The organism is Microcoleus sp. S13_C5 (genome assembly GCF_036700845.1).
In the GTDB taxonomy this organism is placed as follows: Bacteria; Cyanobacteriota; Cyanobacteriia; order Cyanobacteriales; family Microcoleaceae; genus Microcoleus.
Window position 1 is genome coordinate 42845 of the sequence record NZ_JAUBPR010000028.1, and the last position, 18411, is coordinate 61255.

Consider the following 18411-nt stretch of genomic DNA (forward strand, 5'->3'; position numbering starts at 1 on the left):
AAAATAGCAGAGACAGAGTATGAGTTTATCACGCGATACAGCCAACTATGAATGTTATATCTACTGAAATACCGGAAGTTCTGATCATTGAGCCGAAAATTTTCGGAGACGATCGCGGTTTCTTTTTTGAGAGTTTCAATCACAAAGCTTTTGTCGAAAAAACAGGCGTAACGGCAGAATTTGTTCAAGACAATCATTCCAAATCTTCTAAAAATGTGTTGCGCGGTTTGCACTACCAAGTGCAGCAGCCTCAAGGCAAATTGCTACGGGTAGTTGCTGGCGAAATATTTGATGTAGCGGTGGATATTAGACAAAGTTCGCCCACTTTCGGAAAGTGGGTGGGGTGTTTGGTGAGTGCTGAAAATAAACGGCAATTTTGGGTGCCGGCGGGATTTGCTCACGGTTTTTTAGTGGTTTCGGAGACTGCTGAAGTTTTGTACAAAACTACAGATTATTATGCACCGGCACACGAGCGGTGTATCCTGTGGAATGACCCGGATTTGGCGCTCGACTGGCCGCTAGATGGTGCCCAACCAATCTTATCAGCTAAAGACCAAGCCGGTCAAACGTTGAAAACAGCTCAAGTGTTTTGATTATGAAAATTTTACTCGCAGGTGGCAGCGGACAGCTAGCTCAAGAATTGCAGCCGATTTTATTATCTTCGGGAGAGGTTATTGCGGTCGATCGCACTCGCCTCGACTTATCCCAACCCGAAAGCATCCGTCAAGCAATGGCTGAAATTCAACCGGATTTAGTCGTCAATGCGGGTGCTTACACTGCGGTAGACAAAGCAGAAAGCGAACCGGAATTAGCAAACGCAGTCAACGGCATTGCCCCGGGAATTTTTGCAGAAGAATGCGAAAAACTGGGATCAACTTTGATTCACTTTTCGACTGATTATGTATTTGACGGCAGCCATGGTTCTGCTTATCTAGAAACAGATTCTACAAACCCGCTGGGAACTTACGGCAAATCCAAATTAGCAGGCGAGGAAGCAATTCAGAAAGCGGGAAACCGACATATTATTATTAGAACAGCCTGGGTTTACGGCAACGGCGGCAAAGGTAATTTTGTCAAAACCATGCTGAGGTTGGGAAAGGAAAGGGAAGAAATTAGAGTAGTAGCAGATCAGATCGGAAGTCCTACTTGGACGGGGGATTTAGCGGAGGCTATTTCGCAAATGATTCCTCTGGTTGAACCAGAAAGTTTTGGGACTTACCAGTACACTAACAGTGGTGTTTGTAGTTGGTACGATTTTGCGATCGCCATTTTTGAGGAAGCAGCAAAACTCGGCCTTCCCCTAAAAGTTCAGCGCGTAATTCCCATCACCACTTCCGAATATCCGACACCAGCAAAACGTCCGGCTTTTTCTGTCCTCTCTACGGTAAAAATATCAGCACTTCTAGGCACGCATCCTCCCCACTGGCGGCAAGGGCTCAGACAAATGCTGGCAAGAGAAGTGAAATAAAAAATTGAGGAAGACTCAAAACGCGAGGGCGAGTTTTGTTAAGGAGTTACCTGTTAGATCCAAAGTTTCTCACCTAAACTCGCCCCTACCACTTAATAAAAATCTCCCCATGTCTGAATCCATGAAAGTCAAGCAACAATATATTTTAATTGCCGCATCAGTTCTCGGCATTCTAATACCAGCGTCATATATTTTGTACTTGATATCTCAAGCGGGAGACTTGTCTAATTTTGATTATTGGTGGATGACGTGGAATTTTTATTCAGTAGACGGTTTCTCTACAAATCCTTTTAATTGGATATTTCGGGCGAACGAGCATTTTGTCTTGATTCCGGCAATTATTTATGGCTTAAATATAGTTGTCACCCAAGGTTCAAATATTGGTTTATGTTTAGTTGCCTGGTTCTTGGGTTGGATTCAGTGCCATGTATTAATTGCTCTGCTGCCGTTAAAATTGAGGCGTTTTCCGCGGCAATTTATCTCGCTACTCCTTTGCATTTCTATTTTTAATTTTACTCCGGCGGCGGCTCACAATTGGATGCGGGGATTCAGCGGCGTTCACTGGATAATTGCTAATTTATTTGTGATTTGTTCGATATTTTGTTTGCAATCCTATGTGATGCTTTTGTCAAGTAAGAGGGCGGCGGAGCCTCTGGATATTCATTCCCAGGCAGCTCCTGGTAACGAAGGATGGAAACAAAATAAGTGGGTAATTGGCAGCATTGTTTTTGGCGTTTTAGGCTGTATTAGTTACAGCACTCCTTTAGCTTTGTGGCCGATATTGTGTGCTGCTGCTGTTGTGCTGCGGTTTCCTCGCCGAATAACTTATTGGTATTTTATTGCTTCGATTGCAGTGATTGGGATTTATTTTTTAACTTATAAAACTCCATCTCATCACCCTTCTTTAACTAAAATCAACCCGCTCAAAGCTATCGAATATATTCCCACTTATCTCGGCGGAATATTTAGCGAAAATATTATTGTTGCTTCAATTATTGGTATAATTGGTTTGGTGGCAGCGACGGGTTTTGTGGGTTATTGGCTATTTGTAAAAAAGGTCGATCGCCCGGATTGGCTGCCTTGGCTATCAATCCAACTTTACACGCTGCAAACGGCGTTAATGGCCGCGGTTAGTCGATCGGGATTTGGCGTCGAACAAGCCACCGCTTCCCGCTACGCCACACTCCCAGCTTTGTTTTGGATGAGCACAATTGTGCTGACAGTATTGTGGGTGCGCGAGTTGCAGCCAACACCAAGAATCCAAGGGCGTTGGCTGACACCGCTGTTTGCAGTCGCCACAGTCGCGATTATTTTAATGTACGGGGTGGGAGGCGAAACTGCAATGGCGATCGCCCGCAGAGCAACCTATCAACCGTTAGTAGCATTATCACTGCAATTAGGCATCACCGACGTAACGCTAATTAAAGAGCGCGTAGGCAATAGACCTGCCGCTTTTATCGGGTTAATCGACGCCTTAAAAACTAACAACTTAGTGCCATTTAATCGAAACATCAAAAAGCACAATTTCTGTGCAGCATTAGACACAAAAATTGCTCCAAATTTACTGTCAGCGCCCAAAGACGGAGTACCCGGATATTTTGATACAGTAACTAAACTAGCACCAACAGCAGCGAGAGTAATTGGCTGGGTAGGAGACCCCGAAAACAATGTAAAATGTATTGCCATTCTCAACCAAGAAAATGTCGTTCGAGGTTTTGCCATGTCAGGATTTCCGCGCCCAGATTTAGTTAAATTGTTTGGCTCTTCTTACGAATTCGCAGCTTGGAGAGGATACATTCAAACATCACCAACAGATAAATTATTGACAGCTTATGCCTCATTTAAAAACCGCGAAGGTTGGGTAGCTTTGCGGAACTCCCAAGTTATGGATAAAAATTAAAACACCTCTCTTTCTCCTTCTCTGCGCCCTTTGCAGCTAATAAAAAAATCTCCTTTACAACATAAATGAAATAAAATAGCCCTATGTCAAAACACCTCAGCTTCGTAATTCCCGTTCACAACGAAGAAGCCACCATAAAATTACTGTTTGAAAAAATCCAAATTGTCATGTTTCAAACAGAAATTGACAGTTACGAAGTCATTTTCATTGATGACGGTAGCCGCGATTATTCATGGCAAGAAATCGCCGATTTAGCCAGCCAGCATCCCCAACTAATTAAAGCGATTAAAATGCGCCGCAATTTTGGCAAATCCGCCGCACTTTCAGCAGGCTTTCGTAATGCAGCAGGGACAATTATTTTTACTCTTGATGCTGACCTTCAGGATGACCCCGCTGAAATCCCCAAATTTTTACATCATTTAGAATCAGGATTTGATTTAGTTTCCGGTTGGCGAAAACAGCGGAACGACCCGCTTTCTAAAACTTTACCTTCCAAGCTGTTTAATGCCGTGGCGTGTTTGCTAACTGGGGTGCAAATGCACGATATGAATTGTGGTTTTAAAGCTTATCGCAGGGAAGTTTTGCAGTCGATTAAATTGTACGGGGAATTGCACCGCTACATTCCGGCTTTAGCAAACAATTTAGGGTTTAAAATTGGCGAAGTAGTTGTGGAACATCATCCGCGCAAGCACGGAAAATCGAATTACGGCTGGGAACGTTATGCGCGGGGATTTATTGATTTGTTGACGGTGTTAGCCACGACGCAGTATTTACACAAACCGGGTCATTTGTTTGGGGGTTTGGGATTGTGTTTTGGCTTGGTTGGCACTGTTTCGCTGAGTTATTTAATAGTTATTTGGTTTCTGAATTTGGCGGGGATGAATTTTGGGCCGATCGGCAATCGACCTTTGTTGTTTTTTGGGATTTTGTGTACTATTCTGTCGGTGCAGTTGATTTCTTTGGGGATTTTAGCTGAGTTGATGGCGCGGAATGTGGATGCGGATTATGTGGACAAGCAAATTAGCGAAATTATTGATGATTCTGGTTTTGATATTTAACCGCAGATTAAGGCTGATTAACGCAGATAAGTCGGATCTTCAAGTTGCTTATAGACAAGAAAAGTCTGTCTCTGCAGACTAAGATAAAAGTCTAATTGAGATTTAACAAGTTTTACTAAATACCTATTACCTAATTTTATAAAGTATCCATTTGCCTTGTTTGTCGGCGATTTCCCCTTGAATATTGGGATGCCAGTCAGTACGAGTCAGGATATAATTGGCATGATAGTTTCTGGCTACCTTGACTAAATCTGCACTGCTGCGATGGATAAAAAAGTCATTTCCTCCCCAAATCATTTGCGGGTTTAAGGGAACTCCTAAAACGGTTTCCATGCGAGCTTGCCATTCTTTGATGCCTTTTTCGGTAAAGGGAAAGTTCTTGAAGTTGACGACAATCGCTCTTTCGGAGAAAAACTGGAAGTTGGTAACTGAAGGTGGAACTAATACGAGTGAATCGCGGCTGCTAATTTGCGAAAAGCGCACAGCTAATTTGCTTAAGTCGTCCCTGGGAACGGCATTGATATTAACTCTTGTTTGAAATACATTTAATATAGGTTTGGGCAGAATTCCTGCTACTCCCAAAACTAAGGTGGCGGTAGTTATTAAGGCTAATGTGTGAGTTAGAGTCTGTTTTATAGATGTAGCAACGGATGTTTCTTCTAAAATGAAGGGGAAGGCGAGGATTGAGAAAAAAATTGGGATGCTAATTATTCGATCGCCCATTATTTCCCATGAATCAGTCAGCGGATATATCACGCTAAAAATTACCGTTCCTACTGCTAAAATCCACCACAATATATTATAGTGTTTGGGAAATGCGTATTTTTTTGTTGACCAAACTGATAATCCTAGGAAAATGATACCTCTAAAAGGCAATGTTAGAATAGCTAACAGAAACAAGCTAATAGCTATTTGTTGGTTTCTGTAAAGTCTATCGACCATCAAAGCAACAGCAATAAATATAATTAATTGAGCAAAAGGTACAGTCCTAGCTAACTGTAGTTTGGCCATAAAAGCCAAAGGATAAACTTCTACAAATATGTAATTCAGAAACAGAGCCAAAATCGATGTACTAACAATTGTATAAAAAATAATCTTGTCTTCTTGTGGCAATAAATCGGATTTTTTGATGCACAGCAAGCCACCAATTATGAAACATATAAAGTTGAACCAATTCCCCAAACCCCAATTTGACGGGAGGATGTGGTGGGGGTTGCGGACTTTAGCGTGAATGTAGACAAACTGGGCATTATCGATAGTGTGAGTGCTGGTAGTACCTGTTAATAACATCGGTACGTAAACGATACTTGCCATTGCTGCTAAAAGTGCGATCGCCAAAATTAATGTTTTGAACTTCCGCTGTCTTACAGATTCAATAAATAAAACGGGAAGCATCATCAATCCGGGCAACAAACCAACTAAAAATTGCAGCAAACAACCCAGTCCAAAACAGAAATATCCGATCAGCCATTTTTGGCGCAAACTAAAGTAAATTCCCCAGACTGCGAAGGCCATAGCGAAGGTACTGGGTACTGATTTGGTGGAAAATATTAGGGTGTTACCAACATCTGTAAATGAAGCGGCTATACATAAAAAAGCCATCGCTGCGGCAGGCAGTTTGGAATTAGTATAGATATTGATAATTGCGTAGCAAGCTAGGATAAATGAACCGAAGGATAGGAATTGATAGATAAAGTGCGCTAGGGGAATGCTGGTTCCTAAGTTAGCGAGCAAATAGATGATATAATAATAGTAATATCTTGGATTAAATTTAACCATTTCCTGAACATAATAATCATTTTTATACAGTTCAGGATTTAGCATAAATTGAATTGGTGGCACTTCGGGAAAGTTGCCTCCAATCGGGAAAATATAGCCAGTGGCCATCAGGGAGCCGATGATGACAAAAGTATAGAGAGATAGATTAAAATACCAGTTGGATTTTTGATGTTTCTGCATTGATGGTTCCACTTACCGACGGACAGCCAAATTGTTAATCTCCAGTTGGCATTGCTTTGTTAAATCCTGTTTGCTGCTACTCAATACCTCAAGCAGCAGATACATGGGATTTTTGCCCTCAACTAATAGATTTAAGCCGATCGCACTTTTTTGACTATAAGCCATCTCTGCTGAGTCTACTAATTTACCTTGCTTGTCCCACAAAGTCAAGCGCAGGGCAATTCCCGGACATTGTTTGTTAGGTAAATTGAGTTTGCCTGTAACTTTCGCTTTGTCTGAAATGGAACCTAAATACAGGAAAGATGTATCGAGTTTCTTGCTGTTTTTAATTGGATGAGTTACAATCTTATATAGGTTGTCGGATTCTTGACTGACTGAATAATTGGCACTTGTGTAGATTGATTGATGCAAACTAATCCAATCTAACTGCGTGCCTGGTCGATCGACTATTTGCCGCTGCATCGCATCCAGAGTCCTAACTGCCGTTGCTGTATCAGTCGGCCGCATCCTCCGGTAAACGCTGACAGTCACGCCGTTTTCTAGCTTAAACTGTTCCGGTAGCAATTGGAAATCGCGGGCAATTTCCCAGTTTTGAGTAAAGGCATCGTACACAACTTTAACAACATCTTGTTCGTGTGATCGCAAAACTTGTTCGTCAGTCGGTAACACCTGCTGAAAAGGTACAGCAACCACCGCATATTGTGACTGCAACAACTCCGGTAGCGGGTAAGTATCGCGCGAGTCAATTTGCGGCCTCCCGATTGTATTTAATTTCCACCAACCCTCCGGCGGATTTAATTTTCTGTTGGCTTGTCGGAGTATGTTAGCATTGAAATTGTTAGAAGCACCGGCAATATAAATTGGTTCTTCATTCGGTGCTAATTTTCGCAGAAACTCTACTAATTTTACAACTTCGTCGTAGTCCGATCGCACTAACGGCGGAAAATTACCTACAAACAGTCTTGACAAATCAATTTTGAGAGGAATTAACCCGACTGCGGCATTCAAAACCAGGTACAAACCCGCCACGCCCAGCATCAAATATCGAACTTTTCCCTTGAGAGTAAGCCAAGTTGTCCAGAAAAATGTGGATAATCCCAAAAGTGCGATCGGTGTAAGATGAATTGTATAGTGCAAGTAGCCGTAACGCAAGACTAACAGCCATTCAATCAGCGAGAAAACCCCAAACAAGGAAACAAAAATAGCCGCCCCCGGAACCAGGGTTCGGGCGAGAATTCCCGCAGAAAAACCAATCAGTACCAGCAGCCAAGTTCCCAAACCGTAAAAATCCGCATAACGAGTTAAAATATCATTTACAGGCAAACTCCAAGCGACATACAAATTGCGGTAGTCAACCGTCAGAGCACTGCGAGTAAAATCTCCCGCTACCAACATTAAAATAGTCAAGCTAGTTGCAGCTATCAAACTCAATTTGATGCCGGATTCAAACAAGCATTTGTAGGGAAACGGCACTGCCACCTCCTTGTCTTTTGAAGACGACAACGCCGTTTCCCTACGGTATATTAGTACAACAAACTCGATGAAAACCTGTAAAGTCGCTGCACCAAAAAATGCGATCGCACTATAAGCAAAATGGCGTCGCAACAGAATCGCCGCCGCCAGCAAAAATCCAATCAACAGGATTTTCCACCACGATTTCAGCTTAACATCCTGCAAATAAACCCAAATTGCCAAGGCTACAAATACACAGCCGCCAGTATCCAGATATCCCCGCAGAGTCGGTATCCAACTCATCGGAATTAATAAACTCAGCAGCACAGTTGACCAAAACACTCGGCGGGGATAAACTGGGATTAGCTTTGCAGAAATTGCCCCCAGCAACAAGCGAAACGGCATCACATAAATCAGGGATACGCTGAGAATGTAACTCAGCCGAGACTCGCCAAATAAAAGAATAAACGGCACTAATGGCAAAGAGATTAATAGGTTTTTTTCCTTAGATAGCGATTCTATAACTCCGCGCCATGCTTTATCTGGCGAGTCTCGAAATAAATTGGCTGTGTTGACTGTAGCGGTATTGTATCCAGCGTAATCCCACCAATAAAAAGTATGTTCGCTGGATACATAGATTGATGTTACTGCAACTGTTACGAGAACAAGTAAAAACAGGAAAAACCCATCAATTATAAATTTACGAGGCGATTTAAAAGAAACAACATCAAATAATCCCATCCGTCTAGCAACCCTAAGTAACTCCTAAACTTCCTTTTTATCTCTGCCTTCGCGCCTTTGCGCCTTCGCGCTTCGTTAACTTACTTTAAAACAGTACGTTGCAAAAAACCTTCCAACTTTTCTGCATATTGCCGATTGGCGATCGCACTTGGATGAATGTCATGAGGTAAATTATTATTGGCAGGTATTTTCAAATCAACCGAAATATCCGCTGTAGCAATTCCCTCCTGACTTAACTCCTCCAACATTTTAGCAGAACCGGTATTAATTCCGGCCACCACTAACTTAACACCATTAGCCTTCGCCACACGGTTAAACTCTTGAATAATTGCCTTAGAAACCTCGTGACTTTTGTACAATCCCTCTTCAAATTGATTGTAATTAACCTCCAAAAAGTGGCTTAATGCAGAAACCCGCATCAGCGGGAACTCGTGATATTCAAGTTTTGCCATGCTGTAGGTAAAATTATTTTTTCCATTCAGCCTAGCATCGGGCTGGAATAAAATACCCAGTTTATTCCAAGCAGCCATTTGCTTTCTTCTCGCCCTTAACAAAGTATTGCGGCGCTCATGGAATCCCGCATAAGCAATCACCGCAATTTTGGGTTTATTTCCTTGTTTTAGTGCTTCTTTAAATTGAATAAACGAGTGCAGCGTGCCGTAGCCGTTAACACCAAAATTCACTATTTCATATTTTGGTAATTTCTCTTGCAGCAACCAAGCATAAGTTTCGCTGTCATTCAATGACCAACCGTAGGTAAAAGAACAGCCAAATATCCAAATTTCTGGCTTTTTTGAGGATAATAAATTGTAAGTATTGAGGGGATGTGTTATTCGGAGACTATTATTGAGGTGAGTCGCATTAAATGAGTAATTGCCGTTAAGTGTCACCTTGAATTTACCCGGCAAATGCTTGTAGCCAAGTTCCGAGTCTTTGGTAAAAAAGTTACCTTTTGGTTCGACCGCAACATCAACATTTTCTATTTGCCAGGGTTTGTATCCCGCAACTCGCAAGACGATTTCAGCCGTGGTTGTGGATAAAAAAATTGGAAAAATTAGATATGTTATTAATCTGAAAATAGAGGTTTTAATAAATTTTTTTTTCATAATTTATCGTAGGGCGGGTTTCACCAACCAGATCGGCGTAAGACCAACAATATAATAAACCCGCCCCCGCCCAACGAATAATGGGAATCTACATTTTTTTGATGGGAATCTAAATTTTTTTGGATGATCTCGAACATCAGGTTAATCTAAATTATCGGCTGTGTGGGGGCGGGTTTATCTAAATTGTTTGTGAACCTCAAATATTGTTTGTAAAACCCGCCCCTACAGGCAATTGTAGGGGCGGATTTCACCAATTATCTATGTCTAAAACAAACAATCTCGTAAACCCGCCCAACCGGTGGATTAATTCCTAATAACCAGGCTCCTCCTCATACTCAGGAGTCTTAGTTTTCTCAGGGATATTCACCCGAGGAGCCTGGTAAGGCTTCGGCGCCTCATCGTCAGCCCAAGCATCAGCCTCCACATCATCGTCGTAGTCGTACTGCACCACCGGCTGTTTCGGGCGAGAACTCTCAGGGCGAGTGTATTGCGGTTTCTCCTCGTACTCCTCATCCTCGTAATCGTCCTCCTCGCCGCCCCAATTATCCTCTTCGTAATCCTCGTAATCCTCGATTGGCTGCTGCTGTGCCTGCACCGCGCGCATCGGCTGGCGCACCGGCGGCCGATTCCACTCTAAATCCTCATCCCAAGGAACTTCCTCCACCGCAGGCGCAGCTACGCGGCTCCGCATTTCCGGTGCAGGTATCCGCACGCCCGGGCCCAATTGATTTCCCGTAGCCACGGGTTTCGGATAATAACCTGCCTCCTCCTCTTCCCGTTCCCAAGGTGCTTGGCCCAAACCAACGCGCTCCAGCAAACCCACACTAAGCTGCCTGAGCCTTTCCTCGGAACCTTCAAACACAATCAAGCGATTCGGGCCGCTGCTGACAATTTCCTCAATCCCCAACTCGTAAGTGCTGAGAACTTGGTCGGGGATTTGGGGGATTCCCAGGGAAGCGATAATTATAGAAACTAACTTACCGTCTTCGGGATCGAACCTAAAGCCCCGCACCCTACCTAAAAGTTCGCCGGTTTCGGTAATAACTTCGCTGTTAATCAAAATGCTGTAGACTTCAACATCAACATCATCTTCGATCGCGCTCTCATCTTCCACCAACAGCACGTCGCCGATTTCGCTGACATTGCTGAGGAACATAAACCTCGGCATTCCAGCGACCGCGAATATATTATCTCGCAGACCGATCGCCACAACTTCCCGCCGATCAATGTCCACCCACAATTGACTAACCACCCCCAAGCGTTTACCTCTGTCGCGGGTGATGACCTGAGTGCCGAGAATGTCGGAGCGTTGGCAAATTTGTTCGGATGTCATTGTAACTTTAATCCTGATTTATTAAGTACATATATCACTCAACACGATCATTAACAGAGACTCCAGGACTACAACTTCAGTCCTATGACTTGAGTATAAGCTCCCCGCGCTTGAGTAACGCCAATTGTACGCTCAGCCGATTGAATCATAGGTCGCCGCAAACTTACAACAATAAACTGGGCTTGTTCAGACTGTCGTTTTATCATTCTAGCCAATCGCTCCACATTTGCCCCATCGAGAAACATATCCACTTCATCAAAAGCGTAAAACGTAGACGGGCGGTAGCGTTGCAGCGCAAAAATAAAACTCAGCGCCGTCAGCGACTTTTCGCCTCCAGACATGGAAGCCAGCCGCTGTACGGGTTTGCCCTTCGGGTGTGCCACCAAATTCAAGCCACTGCTGAAGGGGTCTTCCTGGTCATCTAGCTGGAGATAGCCATCGCCTTCGGAAAGTTCCGCAAAGATAGTCTGAAAGTTCTCGTTAACCGCGTCGAAAGCTTCTTTAAAAGCGCGCCGCCTGAGTGTGGTAAAATTTTCGATTCTCAACAGCAGTTCAGTGCGTTCTCCTTCCAATGTCGTCAATTTTTGACTTAATTCTTGAAGGCGTTCTTGAGTGCGGTTGTACTCTTCCAAGGCTAGCATATTGACAGGTTCTAAAGCTTGAATGCGTTTGGCGATCGCCTTTACTTCCTGTTGCAATTCCGTCAAATTGGCTTTTTCGACATTTTCAGGAATCGACGGCACGGGGTCGGGCATTTCCGCCCGCTGCGTTTCCAATAGAGTGCGGATTGCGGCTAATTGTTCCCGGCGTTCTTGCTGAGTTTCGTGGAGTTTTTGCAACTGCCATTGTAACTGTTGTTTGGCTAAATGCTGTTCTCGCAATTGAGATTCCGCCCGATCGCGATCTCCCTTCTGCACGCCCAATTTTTCCTCAATTTCCCCCAAAGCCGCCTTAGCTGCGGCAATTTGTCCATCGAGTTCTAACTGCTGCGAAACAATGCGATCGAGTGCATCCGCCCCCGCGTTTTGCTGCACTTGCCATTCCTGCAATTTCTCGCTACCTTCCTTAATTTTCTCTTCCAAACGTCCGAATTGATTTTCCAAGTCTACAAGGCGCTGCTGGACGTTTCTCAGAGCCAATTCTCGCTCTTGCAGTTGCGCTTCCAGAGCGCGCAAACTCGATTGCATTTGCTGCCATTCGCTGTGACTGTTCGACTCTTCCAACTGCGCCAAAGTTTGCCGGTACTGCTGCAATTGAGTTTCCTGTGCGGGCAATTCTCGTTCCAGCAACTGCAATCTCGATCGCGAATTAGTTAATTCCTGTGTGTTTTTCGCAATTTGCGATCGCACTTGTTCCTGTTGCCCTTGCAAATTCTTAATTTCTGAATCCAACTGTTCCAATCTCAACTGATTTTCGCGCAAATTCTGTTTCGCTTCCATCAATTCTTGGCTGCGAGTTTTGACTGCAACAGACGCGCGGTCGATCGCAATTTTGCACCGTTCCAAAATCCGCTCAATTTCCTCCAACCTTTCTTGCAGAGATGCGATCGTCCGCGCTTCACTAGCAGCCTCACTCGCCTCAACCGTGCCAAAATGCAAGGTAGATCTATTAGTAGAACTTCCCCCAGTCATCGCCCCGCTAGTTTCCAAAATTTCCCCGTCCAAAGTGACAATCCGGTACTGTCCCAAATACCGGCGCGCGTCGCTGAGGTTGCTAAACACAACCGTACTGCCAAAAACGTAAGCAAAAATTTCCTGATACCGGGAATCGCAATCAATCAAATTTACAGCCGCATCAACAAACCCAGCCGCGCGCCGCAAATTTTCATTCACCGAATACCTGCCGCCCCTAATCTTATTCAAAGGCAAAAACGTCATCCTTCCCGCCCGTTTTTGTTTCAACAATTCGATCGCAGCAGCAGCCACGCTGTCATCTTCCACCACCATATTTCCCATGCGCCCGCCTGCAGCAATTTCCAGCGCCAACTGATAGCGCGGTTCCACCCTGCCCAGTTGAGCCACCAAGCCGCAAACTCCGCCAATTCCGCTTTGCGCGACAATTTTTGCAGTAAACGTTCCCGTCGCTTCTTGCAGTGCTTGAAACTGCACTTCTAGCTTGTCTAATTTGCGCTGTCTTTCCCGCTGTTCTTCCAACAAACGAGTTTGAGTTTCCTGTTGCAGTTGCAATTCTTGTTCGGCTTCGACTAAAATCTGAGTCAGCGATTCTACTTGCAAAGATGCAACGCCTTTTGTTTCCAAAAGGCGAGATTGCTGCTCTTTTTTCGCTGCAATTTCCTGTTCCAATACTTGCAGCGATTGGTTTTGTTCTTGAATTTGACTTTGCAGGCGATCGGCTCTTTCGCCAATGGTAGCTTGTTCTGTACGCTGCGGTTCCAAAGTTTGTTGAATTGTTTCGATTTGGCGGTGCAGTTCCGTTTGCTGCTGTACCCAAACTTCGGCCGTGGAGGCGATCGCATTTGCAACTTCCCGACTTTCATCTAAACTTTGCTGGGCTGCGTCCCGCTGTTCCTGCAAACTTCCTATTTGAGACTTAACATAAGATATTTCAATCTCAATTTGCTCCAAACTTTGCCGGAATTGCCGAACTTCTTCCTCTGTTTGTGCTATGTTAGCCGCCATTTGCCCAGCAGTTTTTTCCAAATCCTGTTTGCGGTTTTGCAGTTGCCGCCGTTCCGCTTCCTGAGTCGCAATCGTCGCTTGCAAAGCCAACAATTCGGACTCTCCCAAAGCTTTAACGCGGGCATTCAGCGCATCAAGTTCGGCGGTTGCTTCTTGAATTTGGGTACTAATTGCTTGCAGTTGTTCGGTGAGAGATGCCGAAGTGCGATCGCCCGTTTCGATTTGTTCTCGCAGTTTCCATTCTTGCTGCTGTAATTGACGGAATTTCAGCACAATTTCCCACTGCGACTTTTCTTGAAATTCCGCCCGCAATTTTTGATATTTTTCCGCTTTTGTGCGATCGGAAGCCAGCCTATCGCGCTGAGAAATCAGCTCTTTTTCTACAATGCGGCTGCGTTCTTCCACCTCCTTAACTTCATCCAACTTCTGCCTAGCTAAAGAGATTTTGCGATCGAACTGAGCCACACCAGCTAATTCGTCAATGATTTCTCTGCGTTCCTTAGAATTCATCGAAATAATGCTAGTAACGTCTCCTTGGAGCACGACGTTATAGCCTTCGGGATAAATTCGCAAGCGGTTGAGTTGTTCGTGAAGTTGAGTCAGCGTGCAAGGTTGGCCGTTAATGTAATAAGTTGAAGTGTAAGTACCTTGGCGAGTTACCCGAAGTTTCCGCGTCACACTCCACTCATCCGATTTTGGATTTTCGATTTTGGATTTTCGATTGGTAGCGAGTAGTTGTCCGTTGTTGTCTTGAGTTGCTGCGATTTCAATCTCTTCTACGTCTTCCACAGATAACTCTTCGGATTTTGGATTTTGGATTTTGGATTTTCGATTGACAGGAGATGATTGGCCGTTGTTGTCTTGAGTTTTGGCAATTTCTATCCCTTCGACTTCCTCTGCTTCAACAGATAACTCATCTGCTGCATTTTCCTCCTCATCTTCATCCCGGGCGAACCATTCCTCCCCCACATCTTCCAGGGCAAAAGTCGCAGTCACGCTAGCTTCGATCGTACCGCGTTTGTTTTGGGCGCTGTTCACCAAATCCGGCAAACGTTCAGCCCGCATTCCCTTAGAACTCGAAAGTCCGAGACAAAACAGCAAAGCGTCGAGGATGTTGGACTTCCCAGAACCGTTGGGCCCGGAAACCACAGTAAAACCGGGCAGCACGGGAATGGCCGTCGTGCCGCCAAAAGATTTAAAGTTCGTCAGTTCGATCCGTTTAATGTGAACCATATGCTAGGAGTAGCTTTGGCTCTAGGTTGTTGTCACAGGGTAGCACAGGCAATGGGGCGATCGACAATGTGTTAACTTTCTGGCATTGTCGATCGAACCGATATCTTACACCTTTGTCAACAACCCAGCCGGCTTTTACTTAAAAAGTTCGTTGACAAAGGTACAACATCTGTGAAGCGAGCGAGCGCTACAAATGAACGTAAATTTTGATACAGATAACTTCATGAGACTCGATCGACATTATTTGTGCGATAAAACCTGAAAGCCTTGCCTCGATTGAATGCCAGCAAATATAATTCCCGTAATTCCTAATGTTACCCCTAGACATATAAAAACTTTCCGGTAAAATCGAACCAAAATTAATAATGTATAAAGTAACGAAGCGAATTATGGAGGGCAAACCCATTACACCAGCTCAGAACTCATCTAACCTGCCAGCTTCACCTGAAAGCGACCAACAAGTATTGCAAATTTGGGGTGGCGAGCCCCTTAAAGGACACATTAAAATCAGCGGCGCCAAAAACTCGGCTTTAGTCGTCATGGCAGGAGCCCTGCTATGCCCAGAGGATTGCCGTCTCCGCAACGTTCCCGGTCTAGTCGATGTCGCCCGCATGGGGCAAATTCTCTCGGCTGTAGGAGTCAAATTACAGCAGCACGGCGACGTTTTAGACATCAACGCCAGCAACCTCATAGACGCTCAAGCCCCCTACGAATTAGTCAGCCAACTGCGGGCGAGCTTCTTCATCATCGGGCCACTGCTAGCCCGTTTGGGATTTGCCAAAGTGCCCTTGCCCGGTGGGTGCGCCATCGGCGCCCGACCCGTTGAACTCCACGTTCGCGGTCTGCAAGCCCTCGGCGCCGAAGTCCACATCGACCACGGCACGGTTCACGCTTACGTCAAAGGGCCCAACCGCCGCCTGAAAGGAGCCAAAATTTATTTGGACTACCCCAGCGTTGGCGCAACTGAAACTTTGATGATGGCGGCGACTCTGGCTGAAGGAGAAACCGTGATTGAAAATGCGGCTCAAGAGCCGGAAGTCGCAGATTTGGCGAATTTCTGCCGCGCTATGGGAGCAAAAATTCAAGGCGCCGGCACGAATACGATCGTCATTTCGGGAGTTCCCAAGCTGCACGCAGTAGACTATTCAATTATTCCCGATCGCATCGAAGCCGGAACATTTTTAGTAGCAGGAGCCATCACTCACTCCGAAATCAGTTTGTCGCCAGTAATTCCTGAGCACCTGACCGCAGTCATTGCCAAATTGAAGACAATTGGGGCGAAAATTATTGCAGAATCCCCCGACATTTTGCGGATAGTTCCCGGCCAAACTCACTCGGCCACAGACATCGAAACTCTACCTTACCCTGGTTTCCCCACAGATATGCAAGCTCAGTTTATGGCTTTGCTGACGCTGAGCGAAGGCGACAGCTTGATCAAAGAAACCGTGTTTGAAAATCGCTTGCGCCACGTAGCAGAGCTCAACCGCATGGGCGCCGACATTCGCCTTAAAGGCAATGTAGCGATTGTGCGCGGAGTGTCGCGGCTGTCGGGTGCGCCGGTAGTGGCAACAGATTTGCGGGCTTCGGCGGCGTTAGTGTTAGCGGGACTTGCAGCCGATGGTGTCACCACCATCAGCAGCTTGCAGCACTTAGACCGCGGCTACGAGCAGTTAGAGGTGAAACTGCAAAAATTGGGAGCTAAGTTGCGACGGGTTAAAGAGGGTACAGACCCGGCGACTGCTGAGGCTCCTGTCAATCCAGTGCGATCGGGTTTAAACTGTTAATTAGTCAGTTTACCGTTGACTGTTGACGGTTGACGGTTAACTGTTGACGGTTGACCGTTGACGGTTAACTGTTGACTAATGAATAATCACTACAATGTCGAACATACCGCTCATCGGTTTGAAAGCAGACCAGTTTCGCCACCCGCTAGACTTGGAAGCCACCAGTGCTCTTAAACAACTGCCCGGCCTGGATTTGATCGTGCGGCAGTTGCTGGGACAACTTGGCGAACAGTTTTTCATGCTGGAAAATCTGGCTTCCAGCGTCCAAGTCGGCGAGAATCAATTGCCCCACCTGCATCAATTACTGTTGGATGCCTGCAAAACTCTGGATTTGGAAGCGCCGCAGCTTTATGTCCGCCAGCATCCGATGCCAAATGCTTACACCTTTGCGATGCGGGGAAAACAGCCTTTTGTGGTGATGCACACTTCTCTGATTGATTTGCTCACAGATGAGGAAGTTAAGGCCGTAATTGCTCACGAGTTGGGGCATTTGAAGTGCGAGCACGGAGTTTACCTGACTCTGGCTAATTTAATTGTCTTGGCCGCCGGCCAAATTTCGCCTGTGGGAACCGTGCTCGCGCAGGGTTTGCAGGCGCAAATGTTGGAATGGTTGCGGTGTGCGGAATTTACGTGCGATCGCGCCGCGTTGCTCGCCACCCAAGACCCAAAAGTGGTAGCATCGCTGTTGATGAAACTGGCCGGAGGTTCGCCGACTTTAGCTCCCAAACTGAATGTCGATGCGTTTTTGGCGCAGGCGCGGGCCTATGACGACCTCAGCACCACTCAACTGGGAGAAATTCTCAAACAAGCTCAGACGGCTCAGTTGTCCCATCCTGTACCAGTATTGCGCGCCAGAGAGATTGATCGCTGGGCAAGTTCAAAAGATTATGAATCTTTGCTTGCAGGAAATCGATCAGTGTGTTATGATGGTGAAACCCAAAAGGGCGGGTGGCGAAATTGGTAGACGCATCAGACTCAAAATCTGACACCGAAAGGTATGAGAGTTCGATTCTCTCCCCGCCCACTGCTAAAAAAGCTAGTAGTGATGTATTAATAAAGAACTGTGTGCTAGGTAGCCCAGTAGCTCCAAGTGCATATCTCATCACTTGATCTCGCCCTTGCTGATGGCTGGGGTTGATACCCGAGTATTTTCCGAACTTCAGTTGAAATAACTCATGACCAACCGCACTATTACTTTCGTCTGCTTTTTTATGTAATAAAAACAGCAAAAGATGAGTAAGGAGGCAAGCAACATACCTTCTGTGGATTTAGCTATGGTTCCAGGCACAGTTTATCTCCAAGATTGTGTCTCGAATCAGTTAATAAGTAGGGCTTGCTGAATAAGTCGGAGAAACCTCAATATAGATCGAGCGCAGATTCAATCCCCCGACGATCGTTGAGCTTGAGTTGTCGAAGGCTAGCTCGGACATAACCTGAAGTTATGAAACGGCTCATTTGAGTTGTTCTCAGAGAAAATAAGCACAAAAAAAGACTGAGAAGCTGTCTCAATCCAGCAGCCAAATTCATGACTAAAAAATAAATTGCGATGGAAGTTCGAGAGGTATTTTCTAGTTTTGTCATCACCAAAGAGAGGCTGAATCGTCGCTTGCCTTGACCGAACTTTCCCTCAATTGAACTGCGAATTCTCTCATCTTCCTGGCTCTACCGAACCTGGTATGTAAAACTAACTAGCAAAATGCCAATGTAAGAAGCTCCTAAGAATAAAGTTGTCAAAATT

Annotated in this window: 11 protein-coding genes, 1 tRNA gene and 1 pseudogene; 7 read left to right on the forward strand and 6 right to left on the reverse strand. The window is 45.3% G+C overall.

Annotation, left to right across the window (positions count from 1 at the left end; genetic code table 11):
* Window positions 1-47: 47 nt before the first annotated feature.
* From rfbC to QUA04_RS10580, 4 genes are all read left to right on the forward strand, one after another.
* On the forward strand, window positions 48-593 hold the full coding sequence (rfbC, locus tag QUA04_RS10565) for a dTDP-4-dehydrorhamnose 3,5-epimerase (RefSeq protein WP_333256436.1): 546 nt from the start codon (window positions 48-50) through the stop codon (window positions 591-593).
* A gap of 2 nt (window positions 594-595) precedes the next feature.
* Window positions 596-1468 carry a dTDP-4-dehydrorhamnose reductase gene (rfbD, locus tag QUA04_RS10570; protein WP_333256439.1) on the forward strand — a complete coding sequence of 291 codons (873 nt, stop codon included), beginning with the start codon at window positions 596-598 and terminating at the stop codon, window positions 1466-1468.
* Between the two features lie 109 nt (window positions 1469-1577).
* Complete coding sequence (locus QUA04_RS10575; RefSeq protein ID WP_333256442.1) at window positions 1578-3368, forward strand: hypothetical protein; 1791 nt, start codon at window positions 1578-1580, stop codon at window positions 3366-3368.
* Window positions 3369-3451: 83 nt separating this feature from the next.
* The gene (locus QUA04_RS10580; protein WP_333256445.1) at window positions 3452-4426 is read left to right on the forward strand and encodes a glycosyltransferase family 2 protein; all 975 of its coding nucleotides are present in this window, start codon (window positions 3452-3454) and stop codon (window positions 4424-4426) included.
* A gap of 126 nt (window positions 4427-4552) precedes the next feature.
* On the opposite strand, the gene QUA04_RS10585 is transcribed toward QUA04_RS10580, so the two are convergent.
* The 5 genes from QUA04_RS10585 to smc all read right to left on the reverse strand — a co-directional run bounded on the left by QUA04_RS10585 (window position 4553) and on the right by smc (window position 14889).
* Window positions 4553-6385, reverse strand: a complete 1833-nt coding sequence (locus QUA04_RS10585) for a DUF6798 domain-containing protein (protein ID WP_333256448.1) — start codon at window positions 6383-6385, stop codon at window positions 4553-4555.
* Between the two features lie 12 nt (window positions 6386-6397).
* Window positions 6398-8578: a hypothetical protein gene (locus QUA04_RS10590; RefSeq protein ID WP_333256450.1), complete on the reverse strand. Its 2181-nt coding sequence runs from the start codon at window positions 8576-8578 to the stop codon at window positions 6398-6400.
* Between the two features lie 80 nt (window positions 8579-8658).
* Window positions 8659-9591 (reverse strand): SGNH/GDSL hydrolase family protein, encoded by a 933-nt coding sequence (locus QUA04_RS10595; protein ID WP_333256452.1) that lies wholly within the window; start codon window positions 9589-9591, stop codon window positions 8659-8661.
* A gap of 403 nt (window positions 9592-9994) precedes the next feature.
* Window positions 9995-11017 carry a PRC-barrel domain-containing protein gene (locus QUA04_RS10600; protein ID WP_333256455.1) on the reverse strand — a complete coding sequence of 341 codons (1023 nt, stop codon included), beginning with the start codon at window positions 11015-11017 and terminating at the stop codon, window positions 9995-9997.
* Between the two features lie 68 nt (window positions 11018-11085).
* Window positions 11086-14889, reverse strand: coding sequence for a chromosome segregation protein SMC (smc, locus tag QUA04_RS10605; protein WP_333256458.1), 3804 nt, complete (start codon window positions 14887-14889; stop codon window positions 11086-11088).
* Window positions 14890-15254: 365 nt separating this feature from the next.
* Here smc and murA point away from each other — a divergent pair, with 365 nt between their 5' ends.
* From murA to QUA04_RS10620, 3 genes are all read left to right on the forward strand, one after another.
* Window positions 15255-16673, forward strand: coding sequence for a UDP-N-acetylglucosamine 1-carboxyvinyltransferase (murA, locus tag QUA04_RS10610; protein WP_333256461.1), 1419 nt, complete (start codon window positions 15255-15257; stop codon window positions 16671-16673).
* A gap of 94 nt (window positions 16674-16767) precedes the next feature.
* Window positions 16768-17637, forward strand: a complete 870-nt coding sequence (locus QUA04_RS10615) for a M48 family metallopeptidase (RefSeq protein ID WP_333256464.1) — start codon at window positions 16768-16770, stop codon at window positions 17635-17637.
* A tRNA-Leu gene (locus QUA04_RS10620) sits at window positions 17616-17697 on the forward strand. The genes QUA04_RS10615 and QUA04_RS10620 overlap by 22 nt, the downstream gene beginning before the upstream one ends.
* A gap of 332 nt (window positions 17698-18029) precedes the next feature.
* Here the strand turns inward: QUA04_RS10620 and QUA04_RS10625 are convergent.
* A pseudogene (locus tag QUA04_RS10625) lies at window positions 18030-18326 on the reverse strand (transposase); the annotation flags it as partial.
* Between the last annotated feature and the right edge of the window lie 85 nt (window positions 18327-18411).

Excerpts from the sequence above, each read along its gene's own strand:
- rfbC (WP_333256436.1), top strand. The coding sequence starts at position 48 with ATGAATGTTATATCTACTGAAATACCGGAAGTTCTGATCATTGAGCCG.
- rfbD (WP_333256439.1), top strand. The coding sequence starts at position 596 with ATGAAAATTTTACTCGCAGGTGGCAGCGGACAGCTAGCTCAAGAATTG.
- QUA04_RS10575 (WP_333256442.1), top strand. The coding sequence starts at position 1,578 with ATGTCTGAATCCATGAAAGTCAAGCAACAATATATTTTAATTGCCGCA.
- QUA04_RS10580 (WP_333256445.1), top strand. The coding sequence starts at position 3,452 with ATGTCAAAACACCTCAGCTTCGTAATTCCCGTTCACAACGAAGAAGCC.
- QUA04_RS10585 (WP_333256448.1), bottom strand. The coding sequence starts at position 6,385 with ATGCAGAAACATCAAAAATCCAACTGGTATTTTAATCTATCTCTCTAT.
- QUA04_RS10590 (WP_333256450.1), bottom strand. The coding sequence starts at position 8,578 with ATGGGATTATTTGATGTTGTTTCTTTTAAATCGCCTCGTAAATTTATA.
- QUA04_RS10600 (WP_333256455.1), bottom strand. The coding sequence starts at position 11,017 with ATGACATCCGAACAAATTTGCCAACGCTCCGACATTCTCGGCACTCAG.
- smc (WP_333256458.1), bottom strand. The coding sequence starts at position 14,889 with ATGGTTCACATTAAACGGATCGAACTGACGAACTTTAAATCTTTTGGC.
- murA (WP_333256461.1), top strand. The coding sequence starts at position 15,255 with ATGTATAAAGTAACGAAGCGAATTATGGAGGGCAAACCCATTACACCA.
- QUA04_RS10615 (WP_333256464.1), top strand. The coding sequence starts at position 16,768 with ATGTCGAACATACCGCTCATCGGTTTGAAAGCAGACCAGTTTCGCCAC.